Source organism: Arthrobacter sp. CDRTa11, from assembly GCF_026427775.1.
Lineage (GTDB): Bacteria > Actinomycetota > Actinomycetes > Actinomycetales > Micrococcaceae > Arthrobacter.
This window is the reverse complement of record NZ_CP044532.1, coordinates 1,048,894-1,065,848: the sequence shown is the minus strand read 5'-3', so window position 1 is coordinate 1,065,848 and position 16,955 is coordinate 1,048,894. Positions and strand designations below refer to the sequence as shown.

The 16,955-nt window shown below is 64.9% G+C and carries 15 protein-coding genes and 1 pseudogene; 5 read left to right on the top strand and 11 right to left on the bottom strand.

Annotated elements, in window-relative coordinates:
* Window positions 1–73: 73 nt before the first annotated feature.
* The gene (locus F8G81_RS04960) at window positions 74–1,597 is read left to right on the top strand and encodes a sodium:solute symporter (protein ID WP_267277901.1); all 1,524 of its coding nucleotides are present in this window, start codon (window positions 74–76) and stop codon (window positions 1,595–1,597) included.
* An 83-nt stretch (window positions 1,598–1,680) separates the two neighbouring features.
* On the opposite strand, the gene F8G81_RS04955 is transcribed toward F8G81_RS04960, so the two are convergent.
* A complete protein-coding gene (locus F8G81_RS04955) occupies window positions 1,681–1,923 on the bottom strand; it encodes a hypothetical protein (RefSeq protein ID WP_267277900.1) in 243 nt (80 codons plus the stop codon).
* A gap of 252 nt (window positions 1,924–2,175) precedes the next feature.
* On the opposite strand from F8G81_RS04955, the gene F8G81_RS04950 reads away from it, so the two are divergent.
* Window positions 2,176–3,396 (top strand): VIT1/CCC1 transporter family protein, encoded by a 1,221-nt coding sequence (locus F8G81_RS04950; RefSeq protein WP_416377104.1) that lies wholly within the window; start codon window positions 2,176–2,178, stop codon window positions 3,394–3,396.
* A 16-nt stretch (window positions 3,397–3,412) separates the two neighbouring features.
* The gene (locus F8G81_RS04945) at window positions 3,413–4,312 is read left to right on the top strand and encodes a matrixin family metalloprotease (protein WP_267277899.1); all 900 of its coding nucleotides are present in this window, start codon (window positions 3,413–3,415) and stop codon (window positions 4,310–4,312) included.
* A 72-nt stretch (window positions 4,313–4,384) separates the two neighbouring features.
* Here the strand turns inward: F8G81_RS04945 and F8G81_RS04940 are convergent, their stop codons facing one another.
* Complete coding sequence (locus F8G81_RS04940) at window positions 4,385–5,518, bottom strand: LOG family protein (protein ID WP_267277898.1); 1,134 nt, start codon at window positions 5,516–5,518, stop codon at window positions 4,385–4,387.
* A 206-nt stretch (window positions 5,519–5,724) separates the two neighbouring features.
* Here F8G81_RS04940 and F8G81_RS04935 point away from each other — a divergent pair, with 206 nt between their 5' ends.
* A complete protein-coding gene (locus F8G81_RS04935) occupies window positions 5,725–6,465 on the top strand; it encodes a GntR family transcriptional regulator (protein WP_267277897.1) in 741 nt (246 codons plus the stop codon).
* 65 nt (window positions 6,466–6,530) lie between these two features.
* On the top strand, window positions 6,531–7,427 hold the full coding sequence (gene iolB, locus F8G81_RS04930; RefSeq protein ID WP_267277896.1) for a 5-deoxy-glucuronate isomerase: 897 nt from the start codon (window positions 6,531–6,533) through the stop codon (window positions 7,425–7,427).
* Between the two features lie 74 nt (window positions 7,428–7,501).
* On the opposite strand, the gene F8G81_RS04925 is transcribed toward iolB, so the two are convergent.
* The 9 genes and pseudogenes from F8G81_RS04925 to F8G81_RS04885 all read right to left on the bottom strand — a co-directional run bounded on the left by F8G81_RS04925 (window position 7,502) and on the right by F8G81_RS04885 (window position 16,827).
* Window positions 7,502–8,536, bottom strand: coding sequence for a Gfo/Idh/MocA family oxidoreductase (locus F8G81_RS04925; protein WP_267277895.1), 1,035 nt, complete (start codon window positions 8,534–8,536; stop codon window positions 7,502–7,504).
* The gene (locus F8G81_RS04920) at window positions 8,533–9,318 is read right to left on the bottom strand and encodes a TIM barrel protein (protein WP_267277894.1); all 786 of its coding nucleotides are present in this window, start codon (window positions 9,316–9,318) and stop codon (window positions 8,533–8,535) included. Before F8G81_RS04920 ends, F8G81_RS04925 begins: the two co-directional genes overlap by 4 nt.
* A pseudogene (locus F8G81_RS04915) lies at window positions 9,318–10,405 on the bottom strand (Gfo/Idh/MocA family oxidoreductase). The gene F8G81_RS04920 and the pseudogene F8G81_RS04915 overlap by 1 nt, the downstream one beginning before the upstream one ends.
* 67 nt (window positions 10,406–10,472) lie before the next feature.
* Window positions 10,473–11,522, bottom strand: a complete 1,050-nt coding sequence (locus F8G81_RS04910) for a Gfo/Idh/MocA family protein (protein ID WP_267277893.1) — start codon at window positions 11,520–11,522, stop codon at window positions 10,473–10,475.
* Window positions 11,519–12,517: a Gfo/Idh/MocA family oxidoreductase gene (locus tag F8G81_RS04905; protein ID WP_267277892.1), complete on the bottom strand. Its 999-nt coding sequence runs from the start codon at window positions 12,515–12,517 to the stop codon at window positions 11,519–11,521. The genes F8G81_RS04910 and F8G81_RS04905 overlap by 4 nt, the downstream gene beginning before the upstream one ends.
* Window positions 12,518–12,626: 109 nt before the next feature.
* A complete protein-coding gene (locus tag F8G81_RS04900) occupies window positions 12,627–13,553 on the bottom strand; it encodes an ATP-binding cassette domain-containing protein (protein WP_267277891.1) in 927 nt (308 codons plus the stop codon).
* Between the two features lie 11 nt (window positions 13,554–13,564).
* Entirely contained in the window at window positions 13,565–14,620 is a 1,056-nt protein-coding gene (locus F8G81_RS04895; protein ID WP_267277890.1) for an ABC transporter permease, read from the bottom strand.
* A gap of 52 nt (window positions 14,621–14,672) precedes the next feature.
* A complete protein-coding gene (locus F8G81_RS04890) occupies window positions 14,673–15,668 on the bottom strand; it encodes a substrate-binding domain-containing protein (RefSeq protein WP_267277889.1) in 996 nt (331 codons plus the stop codon).
* Window positions 15,669–15,813: 145 nt separating this feature from the next.
* On the bottom strand, window positions 15,814–16,827 hold the full coding sequence (locus tag F8G81_RS04885; protein WP_267277888.1) for a LacI family DNA-binding transcriptional regulator: 1,014 nt from the start codon (window positions 16,825–16,827) through the stop codon (window positions 15,814–15,816).
* Window positions 16,828–16,955 lie beyond the last annotated feature (128 nt).

Below are 16,955 nucleotides of genomic sequence, written 5' to 3'. Positions count from 1 at the left end.
AGCGGAAAACCGGCCCCCAACAGCACCTCCGGATTCCAGCAAATGCTGCCCCTCAGCTCCAAGGAGCCTCAAAATGGACGCTAACTTCGTCAACATCGCCATTGTGGTGGTGTACCTCATTGCCATGCTGGCCTTTGGCTGGTGGGGCAAGTCCCGCACCAAAAACAACAGTGATTTCCTGGTGGCCGGCCGCCGCCTGGGTCCGTTCCTCTACACGGGCACCATGGCCGCCGTCGTCCTCGGCGGCGCCTCAACCGTGGGCGGGGTAGGACTCGGCTACAAGTTCGGCATCTCCGGGATGTGGCTGGTGGTGGCCATTGGCGCCGGCGTCCTGCTCCTGAGCCTGCTTTTTGCCGGCACCATTCAAAAGCTCAAGATCTACACGGTCTCCCAGATGCTGACACTGCGCTACGGCAGCAAGGCCACCCAGACCTCCGGCATCGTCATGCTGGCCTACACCCTGATGCTCTGCGCCACCTCCACCGGCGCTTACGCCACCATCTTCGTGGTGCTGTTCGGCTGGGACCGCGCCCTTGCCATCGCCATCGGCGGCGCCATCGTCCTGGTGTACTCCACCATCGGCGGCATGTGGTCCATTACCTTGGCGGACCAGGTGCAGTTTGTCATCAAGACCGTAGGCATCTTCCTGCTGATGCTCCCGTTCACCCTCAACGCGGCCGGCGGCCTGGACGGCATCCGCAGCCGGGTTGATGAAAGCTTTTTCCAGATGGACGGCATCGGCGTCCAGACCATCATCACGTACTTCGTGGTGTACACCTTGGGCCTGCTGATCGGCCAGGACATCTGGCAGCGCGTCTTCACCGCAAAGACCCCCAAGGTGGCTCGCTGGGGTGGCGCCACCGCCGGTGTTTACTGCATCCTCTACGGCGTGGCAGGTGCCCTCATCGGCCTGGGTGCCAAGGTGGCCCTGCCGAACATTGACGTTGCCGCCGAAGGCAAGGACGTGGTCTACGCCGAAGTGGCGCAGAACCTGCTGCCCATCGGGATTGGCGGACTGGTGCTTGCCGCCGCCGTGGCAGCCATGATGTCCACCGCGTCCGGTGCCCTCATCGCTGCCGCAACGGTGGCCCGGGCCGACGTCCTGCCCTTTGTTGCCAGCTGGTTCGGCAAGGAGATCAATACCGAAGACACGGAGAACCCCGAGCACGACGTCAAGGCCAACCGCCTGTGGGTCCTGGCGCTTGGCATCGTGGCCATCGTGATCGCCATCATTACCAAGGACGTGGTGGCAGCCCTGACCATCGCGTACGACATCCTGGTGGGCGGCCTGCTGGTGGCCATCCTCGGCGGCCTGGTGTGGAAGCGCGGCACCGGCCTGGCTGCAGCCGCGTCCATGGCAGTCGGTTCCGTGGTGACGCTGGGAACCATGATTGTCCTGGAAATCAACGCCAAGGCCCCGCTGGACGGCGTCTTCGCCAATGAACCCATCTACTTCGGTCTGATCGCCTCGGCAGTTGTCTACATTGCCGTGTCCCTGTTCACCAGGCCCACGGATGCTTTGGTGATGCGGAACTGGCGACGCCGGGTGGCTGGCCAGGACAACGAGGAAGTGCCGGTCCCCGTCACGGCGCCCTGACCGTAGGGAAGGCTGTTTCTTAGAACGACGGCGGCGCCCGGGTTTCGCTTCCCAGCGAAACCGGGCGCCGTCGTCGTCAGCCCTTATTCAAGGTCGTCAATCTCGCCCGTCTCGCGGTACTCATCCGGATCCAGGGGGACGACCCGCTCTTCGGCGTCGACGACTGCCGGAGGTGGCGGAACAACCGCTTCTTCGGCATCCAGAAACTCGTCCTCTGCGTCCCAGTCGTCATCAACAACCGGTGCATCCTCGGCGTAGTCATAAGCGGGATCGGATTCCACAGCATCGAGGTGCGGCATGTCCGGGTGCTGTCCGGTGGTGTTCATGATTGAACCTCCGTTTGTTCGCCTGACGTGCTCTTACGGTTGTGCGCTGGTGGGCGCCACACTTTCATCACAGCACCGGGGACAGCCGGGGTCAAGAGTGCGGACGGGGTGCACGGCCCGCGCCAGCACGGCCGAAATTGAGGGAACCCGAAACGCTGGAGTGAGGAATGCCAGCCAAAAATCGCCGAATTTCCGCGGTAAGCTTGCTTAGCAATGGGGCCGATCCATGCCCCATCAAGTCCAGGAGCCTTTGTGTTTCAGCACGCCAAATCCAACCAAGAGAACCCCGCCGCGGAGCATCAGCCGGAAGTCCCCACACCGGGTCCCGCAGCAGGGGGAAACCAAGACCAGAAGCCTGGAACCGGCGTCCCCGCGGAAACCATCCCTGCACGCCAGCCCACCCCTTCCGACATCCGGCGGTGGCGCCAGTACTTGGCAGATGAACGGGCCGAAGCAGCAGTGTACCGGGACCTGGCGCAGAACAGGCAGGGCGAAGAGCGGGACATCCTGCTGGCCCTGGCTGAGGCTGAGGGACGGCATGAAGCCCACTGGCTGCGGCTTTTGGGCCAACACGCGGGCAAGTCGCGTCCGGCGTCGCTGCGCAGCCAGCTCCTCGGATTCCTGGCGCGCCACTTTGGCTCAGTCTTCGTCCTGGCCCTCGCCCAGCGCGCCGAAGGCCGCTCCCCCTATGCCAACGACCCCTCCGCCACTCCAGCCATGGCAGCGGATGAGCAGATCCACGAGGAAGTGGTGCGGGGCCTGGCAACGCGTGGCCGCAACCGGCTGGCCGGCACGTTCCGCGCGGCGGTCTTCGGCGCCAATGACGGCCTCGTCAGCAACCTGTCCCTGGTCATGGGCATGGCAGCATCCGGTGTCGCCAGCAGTGTGGTGCTGCTGAGCGGCGTGGCGGGCCTGCTGGCCGGCGCGCTGTCCATGGGAGCCGGCGAATTCGTCTCCGTCCGGTCCCAGCGCGAACTCCTGGCAGCCACGCGCCCCACCCAGATCACCCTGGCAGCGGCCCCCAAGCTGGATATCGAACACAACGAACTCCTGCTGGTGTACCTGGCCCGCGGAATGTCCCATGAGGCAGCGGAGCACCGGGTCGCCGAGCGCATGGGGCTGCTCGCCTGCGACTGCGATCCCAGCCTGTCCCTCCAGCCCGAACTGCCGGACACGACCGACCGGCACGAAGCCGTGGGCACGGCCTGGGGAGCCGCCCTCTCCAGCTTCTGCTTCTTCGCATCCGGCGCGATCGTTCCCATCCTGCCGTTCCTCGTCGGGCTGACCGGAGTGGCTGCCCTTGTCGTGGCTGCTGTGCTGGTGGGTATGGCACTGCTGGTGACCGGCGGAATTGTGGGCCTCCTTTCCGGCACCTCACCCCTGACCCGCGGATTGCGGCAGCTGGCCATAGGCCTTGGCGCGGCCGCTGTGACCTACGTGCTGGGCCTGGCCTTCGGCACCGTGGTGGGCTAATGGCGAGCGTGGGTTAGTGGAGAGCCGCCCTCCCCGCCACTCGCACCAGGACTACCGAAAGCGAACTACCGCGCGGGTCATCCGCATCCTGCTGCTGGTGGTGGCTTTCACCACAGTGGCTTTCCTGGCGACCAGCCTGTTGTACAGCGATCCCCGCTTCGCCGGCCTGCTTGACGTCCGGATCGGCCCTGGCGCGCGGGCCCCCGGAGCCACCGGCGGCGTCCAGCCACCGGCTGAAGGACGCCCCGACGCGCCGCCGCCAGGACTGGAGGAAAGCGACTCTCCGCTGGCAACCCCGGAACCGCCTGCGGTGGCCAGTGATTCCTATGAGTTCCTGGCTGTTAACGGCGACGGCACTCCGGTGGGCTACTCGCCATGCCGGCCGTTGCACTATGTGGTCAACAACCAGCTTGTTCCAGCCGGTGCCCAGCACCTCGTTCCTGATGCCATCGATAAGATTTCCGCGGCCACCGGAATCCGCTTTGTTTACGACGGCGCCACCACGGAGGAGCCGTCAAGCCAGAGGCCGCCGTACCAGCCGGATTCCTACGGGGACCGGTGGGCTCCCCTGCTGATTTCCTGGACCACTCCGGAGGTGGCACCCCAGCTCAAAGGCAAGGTCATCGGAACCGGCGGAAGCACGCATTACAGTTACGACGACGGCCCCAAAAGCTTCGTGACGGGCAGCCTGGAGCTGGACGCACCCCAAATTGCGGACGAACTTCTGTACCCTGACGGCCAGCTTTATGCCACGGCCGTCATCCTGCACGAACTTGGCCACGTGATGGGCCTGGAACACGTGGACGATCCCCGGCAACTGATGTTCCCGGAGATCGGCACACCGGAGGGCCTGGCCGACGGAGACCTGAACGGCCTGCATGAACTGGGCAAAGCCATGTGCCGAAAGGACCTGTAACGGGCAGACCCCGAACGGGAGGATCTGAACGGGCGGATCTGAACGGGCGGATCTGGAAGGGCCGTGGCCGGACTAGTCGCCAATGACGGCGAGCGCTTCCTCAACGCTGTCCACCAGGAAAATGCTCTCTGCCATGGGCCGGCCGGCTGCCAGGCAGCGGAGCATGGGCCAGGCGGGGTACTCGTGCTGCCAGTGCTGCCGCCCCACCAGCACCATGGGGGTGACGGCCTCGCGCGGGCTGTAGTAGTTCTCGCAGGCATCCTGGAAAATTTCCTGCACTGTGCCCGCAGCCCCGGGCAGGAAAACGATGCCGCCGTTGCACAGTTCCAGCAGGATGGCTTCCCGGATGGCGTTGGCAAAGTACTTGGCGATGTGCGTGGCGAAGTAGTTGGGCGGCTCGTGTCCGTAGAACCACGTGGGGATTCCCAGCGACGGCGCACCGTCCGGAAAACGCTCGACGACGGCGGCCGCCGCCCGCGCCCACGCTGACACCGAGGGGCGGAAACCCGGAACGGAGCCCAGGGAATCCAACGCATCCCCGAACTCAGCTTCCGTAACACCGCAGAGGTACGCCCCCAGGTTGGCTGCCTCCATCGCCCCCGGCCCTCCGCCTGTGGCCACCACCCTGCCGCTCTGCGCCAGCAGCCTGCCCAGTGAGGCTGCCTGTGCGAATTCCGGGGTTCCGCGCTGCGCAGCATGGCCGCCCATAACACCCACCATGGTCCTTCCGGCGCATACGTCCGAGCGGGTGAATTCCTCCAGCGCATCACCGATCGCATGGTCATGCAGCGCCGACGCCAAAGTGGAATCCAGCCGATGGCGTTGATCAGGCTGGATGCTCCACTGGTACACGAGCGCATCGGGGAGCTCCTCGTAGGGCGCGCCCGCCAGGCCTGCATACAGCTCCTGCGGCGCGTAGAGCGTGGCCCGGTAGGGATCGAAGGGAACGCCGTGGAGCCGCGGGAAGATCAGTGCACCACGCCGGCGCAGATTGTCCTCCACCCCCGGGTCAAACGTGCATCCCAGGAAGATGGCGCCCTCAACATCCAGCCCGTCCAGTGCCGCCGACCTGCCGCGGAGGTCCAGGGCCTGGGCGTGCCAGCCCTGCATTTCCACTGCCCCCGCGCTGACCAGACGGTCAAAGCTGTCCAGGCTTTCGACTTCAATGCTCCGGGGGCTGGGACCCAGGTTGCCGGAGAGATTCATGCCCACAGGACCTCACCTGCTGGTGATGGGTTGCTCATCGGCCCAGCTTAACTCTTGGAGGCCGGAGGTGGCCTGGGCTGTCCTTGGAGCACCTCAAGCCTCCTGCTACTATCGTTTCAAAGGCAGTATGTCCTATCAAGCGAACATGGACTGACATTCGTGGTTGCGGAAATGGCCGGCATCCGCGCAACGCAAGGGAGCGCTCAATGGCGAATCAGTTAAACCTCAGCATCGACCGCTCATCACCGGTGCCCCTCTACCACCAGGTAGTGCAGGGCATTGAGTCCGCCATCCATACCGGCCTGCTTCCACCAGGCAGCCGGCTGGACAACGAGATTGACCTTGCAGCGCAGCTGAACCTTTCGCGGCCCACCATGCGCAAAGCCATGGATGAGCTGGTCCGTTCCGGCCTGCTGGTGCGCAAGCGCGGCGTGGGAACCCAGGTGGTTTCCAGCCAGGTCCGGCGCCCGCTGGAGCTCTCCAGCCTCTTTGACGATCTGAGCAACAACGGTGCCAAACCCACCACGGACGTCTTGACCTTCAGCCACGACGAGGCCGACGACGCTACCCGCGAAGCGCTCAACCTGCCCCAGGGCGCCACCGTGTACCACTTCACCCGGTTGCGGAAAGTGGCCGGGAAACCGCTGGCGCTAATGGAAAATTGGGTCCGCGACGACATCACGCCCCTCACCGAGGAACTCCTGGGCAGCCAAGGTTTGTACTCCGTCCTGCGGAACGCCGGAGTGAATTTCCGGCTGGCAACGCAACGGATCGGCGCAGTGGTGGCCAACGAGTACCAGGCCACGCAACTCGATGCGGCGCCGGGTTCGGCCTTGGTCACCATGGAGCGGACTGCTGTGGACGATACAGGCCGCAATGTGGAGACCGGACACCACGTGTACCGGGCGGATTCGTACAGCTTTGAAATGACGCTGGTCCAGCGCTGACCAGCCAGCCTCCTGGACCATGCGGCCAGGGCGGCGTGACACACGAACCTTAGAAGGACGGACAAATGGCTGACTGGGTATACCCGCTGGGCTCCGCTGCTGACGGCGGCTGGGACATCTCGCTGGGGACTTCGGACTCTCCCCTGGCCGTGAAGGGGTGGGCACACACAGGACTAAAGGTGGCCACCTTGTCGGCGGGCGCCGGCGTCGAACTTCCCGCCGCGGGAGAAGAGCGCATCGTGGTCCCGCTCAGCGGATATTTCATGGTCACTGTGGACGGTGAGAAGTATTTGCTGGCCGGACGCCCCAGCGTGTTCAGCGGCCCGACTGACGTGCTGTATTCCGGAACGGACAGAGCGGTTACCATCACCTCGCCCGAGGGCGGCAGGGTGGCCATCGCCACCGCGCCCGCACAGGTCCGGTATCCCACCAGGCTGATCACCGCCGCGGAGACCCCGGTTGAGTTGCGCGGCGCCGGCAACTGCTCGCGTCAGGTGCACAACTTCGGCACACCGGCGGCGCTGGAGGCAGACCGGTTTATTGTCTGCGAGGTCCTCACACCCGCAGGAAACTGGTCCTCCTACCCGCCCCACAAGCACGATGAGGAAAAGGACGGCGAAACCCGGCTGGAGGAGATCTACTACTTCGAAACCCGCGTCGCACCGGACCTGGGCGGACCCAGAAGGAAACAGGACCCCATCGGCTACCAGCGCGTCTACGCCTCCGACGAGCGTCCCATTGATGTCTCCGCCGAGGTACGCACCGGCGACGTTGTGCTTGTCCCCTATGGCTGGCATGGGCCGGCAATGGCGGCACCCGGGTATGACCTTTACTACCTCAACGTTATGGCCGGGCCCGGCCGTGTACGCGACTGGCTTATCAGCGACGACCCCCACCACGGCTGGATCCGGCAGACCTGGTCCGGCCAGGTCATTGATCCCCGGCTGCCCTTCCGCGCCTAGGAACCAAAAGTCCAGCGATCAAAAATGCCCCTCCGGAACAGATCCGGAGGGGCATTTCGCATGTAAGGGTACGCTCAGCCCGCCACGCTCACGGCCACCCTCACCGGAACGCCCGTGGCCAGCGACTCCTGGGCAGCGTCCGCCACCCGCGAAGCCGCCACGGCATCCTCCGGCGTGCAGGGGTTGTCCCGCCGGCCCAGGATCAGTTCCACAAAGGCCGCCATTTCGTCGCGGTAGGCCGCATCGAATCTCTCGGCGAAGGTCCGGTGCGGCTTCCCTGCGGGGAATCCAATGCCCGATTCGGCCGAGGCCATCGCGATTTTGTCATCCAGCCCCACCATCAGCGACCGGCGGGATCCTTGGATTTCCAGGCGGACATCGTGGCCTGCCCCGTTGTATCGGGAGGCCGAGACGGTGGCGACAGTACCGTCGTCGAGCGTCACCAGCGCGAGGGCAGTGTCCACGTCCCCCACAACACCGATGGCCGGGTCACCATTATTGGAGCCCTTCGCATACACCTCCACGATCTCCCGGCCGGTGAGCCAGCGAAGGATGTCGAAGTCGTGGACGGAGCAGTCCCGGAACAGCCCGCCGGAGCCTGCCAGGAATTCCACCGGTGGCGGCGCCATGTCGCAGGTGACCGCACGCAGCGAATGGATCCAGCCCAGCTCGCCGGCCTGGTAGGCGCGCCGGGCCTCAAGGTAGCCGGCATCGAACCGGCGCTGGTGGCCGATCTGGACTACGCCCTGCCGGTCCCGGATGTATTCCAGCACGGGGAGCGCATCCGCCACGTCCATGGCCACCGGCTTTTCGCAGAAGACAGGGATGCCGGCATCCACGCCCGCCTTGATCAGCTCAGGGTGGGTGCCCGTCCCGGTGGCAATCACCAGGCCGTCCACTCCGGAGGCCAGCAGTGCTTCCACAGATGGCAGGAACTCGGCGCCAAGGCCGGCTGCCACTGTCCTGGCGTGGTCTTGGGCCACGTCAGTCAGCCGAAGCCGTACATTGATGCCCTCAGGATTGAGCACCCCGTTTAGCGAGGCGATGTTGTTCGCATGCATCACACCGATCCGGCCCACACCCACCAGGCCCAGAGTTACGTCTTTCATGGCTTTTCCTCCGCATAAACGTTGAAGGTGGCCCGGAAGGCGTCCAGTGCCGCGTCGCTGTCGCCCTGGGCCCAGGCTTCCATGCCCACAGTGCCCTGGTAGCCGGCCTCGGCAAGGGCCCTGGCGACGGCCACATAGTTGATCTCTCCGGTTCCGGGTTCACAGCGCCCCGGGACATCGGCCACCTGGATCTCGCCGATGTACGGCAGGGCCGTCCGTACCAACTCAATGAGGTTCCCCTCCCCCAACTGTGCGTGGTACAGGTCCAGCATCAGTTTGGCGTTGGGATGCCCGGCTGCCTCAACGAGGGCCAGCGTGTCCTTGGCCCGGGCCAGCGGGATGCCGGGATGGTCAAGGACGGTGTTGAGGTTTTCCAGGCAAAATGTCACGCCATGCTTTTCGCCAAGCCGGCCCAGGCGCTCCAGCGTCCGGGCACCGGTGCTCCACATGCTGCCGGTGGAACGAAACACGGGCCGGGCGGCCTGGCCGTCCACCAGTTCTGCCGGGTGCACCACCATTCGGCTGACGCCCAGTTCCAGGGCGGTGGGGATCAGCGATTCAGCGGTCCGCACCACGTCATCGGTTGTATCGGGGTCCACCAGGCTGCCCGAGGTGTAGCCGGTCATGGAGGAAAACACCGCGCCTGTGGCTTTGAGCGCAGAAATGTCCTTGGTGCGCGAATCCCATAGTTCGACGTCAAAGCCGGACTCGTGGATCCGGCGCACCCGTTCGACAAACGGAAGGTCCGTGAAGACCATTTCGGCGCAGACCGCCAGGCGCATCAGACCGCGGCCGTCTCGTTGACGGCCACCGGGGCGCCGCGCTTCACCGATTCGATGCATGCCAGCGCCATGGCCAGCGCGCGGCGGGCATCCGCGGCGCCGGGGGTAAGGGTGAAGCCGGACGACGACGGCGGCACACCGTCGCGCCGTGCACGCACCGCGCCGGCGAAGTCGGCCAGCTCGTCCGTATAGGCCTGGCGGAACAGCTCAACGTTGAGCCGCGGGTGTCTGCGGAGAGTCCCGCGGCCGTGTAGCGCCGGGCGGCGGTTTCGGTGGCGCGGCCAGCCTGCACCATGCCCTTGGAGCCAAAGACTTCGCCGCGGATGTCGTACCCGTACAGTGCGCTGAAGTTTGCCTCGGCTACAGCCACTGCGCCGTTGCTGTAGCGGATGGTCACCACCGCGGTGTCCAGGAAGCCTTCATGGCGCAGTGTGGGCTCCACGAGGGCGTCCGCCACGGCGTAGACCTCCACCGGCTCGGCCCCCTCGTTGAACCAGTTGAGGGTGTCGAAGTCATGGATGAGGGTCTCCAGGAAGATGGTCCAAGCCGGGACCTTGGCGGCGTTCGGGATGCTTCCGTTGCCGGGATCGCGGGTCAGTGAGCGCAGCAGCTGCGGGGTCCCGGCGATGCCCGCCGCGAGGTCCTTCTTGGCGGCCTGGAAGTCGTCGGCGTAGCGCCGGTTGAAGCCAACCTGGAAGTGCACGCCGGCTTCCTCCACGGCGGCGAGTGCGGCGTCGAGTTCTTCGAGGCCCTGGCCTGCCGGCTTTTCGCAGAAGACGTGCTTTCCTGCGGCGGCGGCCTGGGCGATCAGGGACGAATGGAAGCGGGCAGGGCTCGCGATGATCACGGCATCGATCTCCGGGTCCGCCAGGATGTCTTCTGCGTTGGCCGTCACTTTTGTGGTGCCGAGCGCGTGGGCGAGGGTCTGCGCGGATTCCAGGTTCGGGTCGGCGATGGCTTCCAGGACGGAGCCCGGGACGCGCCGTCCAATGCTGTCGGCATGGAACGCCCCCATCCAGCCGGAGCCTATGAGTCCGATCCGGACGGGTGCCTGGACTTGAGCAGGGTTGTGGGTGAGATAAGCCATGGGCTGGTCCTTTCGCTGGTCAAAACGTGTGGGTGGGTCAGTTCCGGAGCGTGGCTGGAGTGGGTGGTCACGGCGTGGCCGCAGTGCCGGCTTCGCCGGGGAACACAACGCCCAGCTGCCGGCGGATTTCATCGGCCACTTCCAGGGTGCGGATGGAGGCCGTCAGCGTCCGCTGGCCGGCTTGCGTGTCGCCGGCGGCAATGGCGCGCGCCACCGCAGCCGCCTCAAAGTGCAGGCCTTCGAAGTGGCCGCCGGCCGGTTCGTCATGGCGCAGGCGCGTTCCGTCAGGGAAACGGACCTCAAAACCGCCAGGCATGTTGAAGGGCCCCTCGATGGTCAGGGTCGCCTCGGAACCGACCACCGTTGCGGCCGTGGGCGTGAAGTTGTGCACGTGGGTGTTCACCACCGCCTGGGCACCGCCGTCGAACTGCATAACGGCAGAAAGCTGGGCATTGACCCCGGATTCGTGGGGTTGCCCCACGGCGAGCAGCCGCTGCGGGCTGCCAAGCACCTCGGTGATAAGTGCCAGCGGGTAGGTGCCCAGGTCAAGCAGCGGGCCGCCGGCCAGTTCCGGGTTGAAGATGCGGTGGGTGGGGTCGAAGTGCTCGCCGTACTCCGCGACGACCGTGGTGATGGTGCCGAGGGTCCCGGCGTCGAGAATTTGTCGGATCACATCAAACTTCGGCAGGAAGAACGTCCACATGGCCTCGGCGGCGAATACTCCGGCAGCCTGTGCCCGGGCGGCGATGTCCCGGGCCTGGCCCGCGTTGATTCCGATCGGCTTTTCGATCAGGACGTGCTTGCCGGCGTCGATAATCAGCACAGCGGCCGCGTGGTGGCCCGTATGCGGTGTGCAGACGTAGACGATATCGATGTCCGGGGCGGCGGCCAGTTCCTCATAGCTGCCGTAGGCCGCGGCTACGTCGTATGCTTCCGCGAAGGCCTTGGACCGGCTCAGGGAACGGGACCCGACGGCGGCGATCACCTGCCCGGTGTGGGCCTGGATGGATTCGGTGAACCGTTCGGCAATCCAGCCGGGGCCCATGATGCCCCACCGCAGCGCGGGAGCATCGCGGGATCCGGGCACCCGGGACTGTGGGAGGGCCGAAGCGGTCATGTGTAGCTCACTTTCGTGGAGGCACCGTCGCTATGCAGGGACTGGATCATGGCTTGGGCCACGAGCGCGGCGTTGAGTCCCTCTTGAGCGCCCGCGAGTGGGGGCTTCTCTCCGGCTGCGAGTGCGGAAATCCAGGCCTGCAGCTGCAGCCGGTATGCCTCGGCGAACCTGGGGCGCCAGTCCGCGGGGATCCGTACCTGGCTGGAGCCCTCTTGCTCGATGCCCAGCAGCGCCGAATCCTGCAGGGCAGTCGTTCCACGCTCAGAAACGACCTCACAGCGGGTGGTATAGCCGTACTGCGCATTCAGGTACAACTCGAGGGTGGTGAGGGTTCCATCAGCGGTGTGGAGCATCATAAATGCCGGATCCCGCAGCCCGGCACCCGCGTTCCGGGTACTTTTTCCGGCTTGCCAGGACACTTCCGTGATGGGAGAGTCCAGAAGCCAGGGAATGATGTCCAGCTCGTGGATGGCGGAATTGGTGATGGCCGATTCGGAGGTGGCACCGGGAGCTGCGGTGGCATTACGGCTGATGCAGTGGACCATCAGGGGCTCGCCCTGAGCGCGGCCCTGCACGGCCTGCCGGAGTGCAACGTAGCCCGGGTCGAAGCGTCGCATGAAGCCAAGCGAGAGCAGGGAGGCTCCCGTTGCGGCCATCCTGTCCGCGTCCGCGGCGACTACCTCCAGGCCTTCCAAAACGGTAGGCGCCAAGGGCTTTTCGCACAGGACCGGTGTCATGGCCTCGAAGCACTCCATGACCAATCCGGCGTGCGTGGAATCATGCGAGGCAACGACGACGGCGTCCACCTCACTGGAGTTGATCAGCTCCGACGGGTCTGTGGTGATGCGTGCGGAGCGCGGCGCTGCCGCGGCGGCGCGGTCGGCGTCGAGATCTGCCACGAAGGTGACCTCAGCACCGCCGATGGTGGTGGAAAGGTTCCTGATGTGGTCGGCGCCCATAACTCCGGCGCCGATGACGCCTACCCGGATCGGCATGGTATTCCCCTATCGTGTGCGTTGGTGTGCTTAAGTTCGCCGGACGGTCCGCGCAGGCATAGCGGGGTGCTCCGGATATTCCTCCGGAGCACCCCGCTATGTGCTGCCGCTAGGCGTGCTTCGGAGCGCCGGCCGGGGCCGTATCTGAGACTTCGGCGACTTCGGCCTGGACTTCTTTGACGATGTCGCCGTGTCCGCCGAGTTGTTCGAGTTCGTGGGCTAACTCGGCCAGTTCCGCGCCACCGGCCATCTGGGCGGTGAGTTCGTCCAGGGTGATGTCCTTTTTGTCGTAGTAGCCGATCGACTTGCCGCGTTTGAGAAGCAGGAAGCGGTCCCCGACAGGGAAGGCGTGGTGCGGGTTATGGGTAATGAAGATGACGCCGAGTCCGCGGTCGCGGGCCTGCAGGATGTAGCGCAGGACCACGCCGGACTGCTTCACGCCCAGGGCCGCCGTCGGCTCGTCCAGGATGAGGACCTTCGCGCCGAAGTACACCGCGCGGGCGATCGCGACGCATTGGCGTTCACCGCCGGAGAGCTGGCCGATGGGCTGTTCGACATCGCGGAGGTCGATGCCCATCTCGGCGAGTTCCTTGAGCGTGATGGCCTTCATTTTCTCGACGTCCATGCTTTTGAACGGGCCCCAGCCTGAGGTCAGTTCCGAGCCGAGGAAGAAGTTGCGCCAGATCGGCATCAGCGGAACTACGGCCAGGTCCTGGTACACGGTCGCGATCCCGGCGTCGAGGGCCTCTCGCGGGGAGCTGAATTTGCGTTCCTCACCCAGGATGTTCAGCACTCCGGCATCGTGCTGGTGCAGGCCGGCGATGATCTTGATCAGCGTGGACTTGCCTGCACCGTTGTCGCCCAGGACGCAGGTGACGCGGCCGTTGTCCACAGCCATGGTGACATCGGACAGGGCGATGATGTTGCCGTAGTGCTTGCCCACTCCGTCCAGCGAGAGCAGGTGCACCGGGGTATGTGTGAGGGGGTCACGTTCATTCTGGAGCAGCGTTTGCTGGTCGATCTGATTTGCATTCATTCCGGGCCCCTTTACTTGAGTTCCGCGCGGCGTTTGACGATGAGGTTGACGATGGTGGCCAGCAGCAACATCAGGCCCAGGAAGAACTTGAACCAGTCCGGGTTCCACTGGGCATAGACAATGCCCTTGTTGGCCATGCCGAAGATGAAGGCGCCGATCGCGCCGCCCACAGCCGAGCCGTAACCGCCGGTCAGCAGGCACCCGCCGATCACCGCGGCGATGATGTAGAGGAATTCGTTGCCCACGCCTTCACCGGACTGCACGGTGTCGAACGCGAAGAGGTTGTGCATGCCCAGGACCCAGCCGCAGAACCCGACACCCATGAACAGGCCGATCTTGGTTGCCTTGACCGGGACGCCCACGGCGCGGGCCGCGTTCTCGTCCCCGCCGACGGCGAAGATCCAGTTCCCCACCCGGGTCCGCATCAGCACCCAGGTGGCGACGGCGACCAGTGCGATCCAGATGAACACGGTGATTTTGACCTCGACACCGGCGATGTTGACGGAGGATGCGAAAACGGCGCGGGCGGAGGCGAAGCCGTCCATGGTGGAGATCGAGGGTGAGGACACGGAGCCGCCGATCAGCCGGGTCAGGCCCAGGTTCAGGCCGGTCAGCATCAGGAACGTCGCCAGGGTCACGATGAAGCTGGGCAGCTTGGTCTTCATCAGGATCCAGCCGTTGATAAACCCAATGCCCAGGGACACCAGCAAGGCCAGGAGGACTCCGACCCAGACGTTGGTACTGAAGTACCAGCTGAACATCGATGCCGTCAGGGCCGAGGAGATCACGGCGACGCCGGTGGAGAGGTCGAATTCCCCTCCAATCATCAGCAGGGACACCCCCACCGCCATGATCCCGATCGTGGAACTGCCATAGAGAATGGTCGCCAGGGCGTTGGGTTGGGTGAACGTTGAGGACACCAAGGCGAAGAAGATGAACAGGACGATCGCGCCCACCAGGGCGCCGACTTCCGGCCGGCCGAGGAGCTTCTGGAACGGACTGCGCTTAGCCACACGCTCGTCGGACACTGTCGGCTTAGTAGTTGTTTTTGTCTGGGTAATAGTCATGAGAACTCTCCTTGCTGCCGGGCCGGCCTTCACCGGCCCGGCCAGCGGGCTGTTAGCGGATACCCTGCTCGGCGAACTTCAGGACTTCGTCGGCGTTGGACTTGTCAATGATTGCCGGGCCTGTCAGGACCGACTGTCCGCCGCCCAGCTTGAACCCGCCGCGCTTGTTCTGCCAGAGTGCATCCACGGCGCCGTAGCCCTGCAGCCAGGGCTGCTGGTCAACCGTGAACAGCACGCTGCCGTCGGAGACCTTCTGGGCCAGTTCCTTGTTCAGGTCGAAGCTGGCAACCTTGGCCGAGCTTCCGGCAGTGGCAACTGACTTAAGCAGCGTCAGGGTGATCGGAGCACCGAGGCCGATGATGACGTCAGCATCTTTGGAGGCCTGCAGCTTTGCCGTGGCGGTCGATTCGACCGACGTCATGTCCGCCCCGTTTACGTAGAGAATTTCCGTGCCGGGGACCTTGGCCTTCACACCGGCACACCGGGCTTCGAGGCCTACGTGCCCCTGCGCCTGGATCACGCAGACCGGGTGCTTGTAGCCGCCCTCTGCAAGCCTTGTTCCAACAGCCTGGCCGGCAAGCTGTTCATTGGAACCGAAGTGGGTGAAGGCTCCCAGCTGCGCGGAGGCCGCTTCACCGGCGTTGAAGCTGACAATGGGGATCCCTGCATCAGAGGCCTTCTTCAGAGCTTCCTTCAGCGCGTCAGGCGTAGCCAGGGTAACTGCGATGCCATCCACCTTCTGGTCGATGGCCTGCTCGATCAGCTGCGCCTGCCGTCCGGCCTCAGGATCGGACGTGTAGAGCAATTCAACGTTGTCCTTCGCGGCAGCCTCCTCGGCGCCCTTCCGGACCGTGTCCCAGAATGTGTCGCCCGCAGGTGCGTGGGCGATCAAGGCGATTTTCATCCGATCCGTGGTGGCAACCTGCCCCCCGCCACCGCCATTTGCAGCTTCGGGAGCCCTGCCACCGCTGCTCGAACATGCGCTCAGTGCCAACATCGGCACCACCGCTGTAACCAGAGCCGCCTTACGCCACGAAAAATTAGCCACAATCATCTCCTTTGATTTCAGGTTCCGGGCTGCCACTCTGCAGCCGCCGGAGCACTGTCTACCTCGATCATGGTGATCCAGCTCACCGATGTCAATAGTTTGTCCTGACATTAGGATGTTTTAACCTAACTGGCTGATGCGGGGCTTAGGATGCTGGGGGTGCCGTGGTACTCCGAACCACCAGGACAGGCTCGATCAGCGTGCGCTGTGGGCCAATAGTGGCGTCCTGAACGCGTGCCAGCAGCGTTTTTGCCGTATCGACTCCCACCAGGTCGCTGCGGTTGTCCATCGACGTAAGTTCCAAATACCGCGACTTTGCCAGGGTTGAGTTGTCGTATCCGATCACGGAGATATCCGCCGGGACGGCAAGGCCGCGCGCCTTGATTGCGCCCAGCGCACCCAGGGCCATCGTGTCATTGGCGGCGAAGATCGCCGTGATGTCCGGATGGTGATCCAAAAGCCACGACGCCGAGGCATAACCGTCGTCCTCGGATGTGCCACCCGCCTCTCCCGCGATCAGCGCGGCAGCCCCCGTCTCGCGCAGTCGGGCAAGGAAGCCTTCCCTCCGATGGGCTGCAGCGCCGCCCGACCCGCTGAGGTGGCCGATCCGCGTGTGGCCAAGCCCCAGAAGGTGGTCCGCCACCATGGCGCCGCCGCCGTCGTCGTCGTTGGTTATCAGATCGGCGCCCACCGGCACTCCGTCACGCCACCCGGCCACCACCGTAGGTACCCCAACCCCTGCCAGCATGGACGCACTGGGTTCGGCTGCGATCACCAGCCCGTCGACATGCATGGCAAGCAGCCCGTCCACGGCTTCCTTGATTCGATTCTCCCCCGGCCTGGAGTCGGCCAGCATGACCTGGTAGCCATGCTCAGTGAGCGCAGATTCCATCCCCCGGAGCAGGTCGACGAACCAGAGGTTCCGGTAGTCGTCAATGACCAGGCCGATGCTCTTGGTCCGACTGCTGGCGAGGGTGGTGGCTGCCCGGCTGGGGCGGTAGCCAAGTTCCGCGATGGCCGCCTGGACTGCCTCGCGGCGCTTGTCGCTCACCCGAACAGGATTCTGCAGCACCAGTGAAACCAACGACGGGGAGACGCCCGCCCGCTTCGCTACGTCGTAAATCGTAGGGCGTCGGGTCTTCGGGCGGTTCGCCGTCATCGGAAGTGCCTTTCGTGTCTGGCTTCGAGGATATCCGCTGGATGATTGACAGGACATACATACATGGCTACGCTCGAATCCAGCGTACAAATTGTAGCGCTCCAAAATGCCGTAGAGTGTTCCCGCCA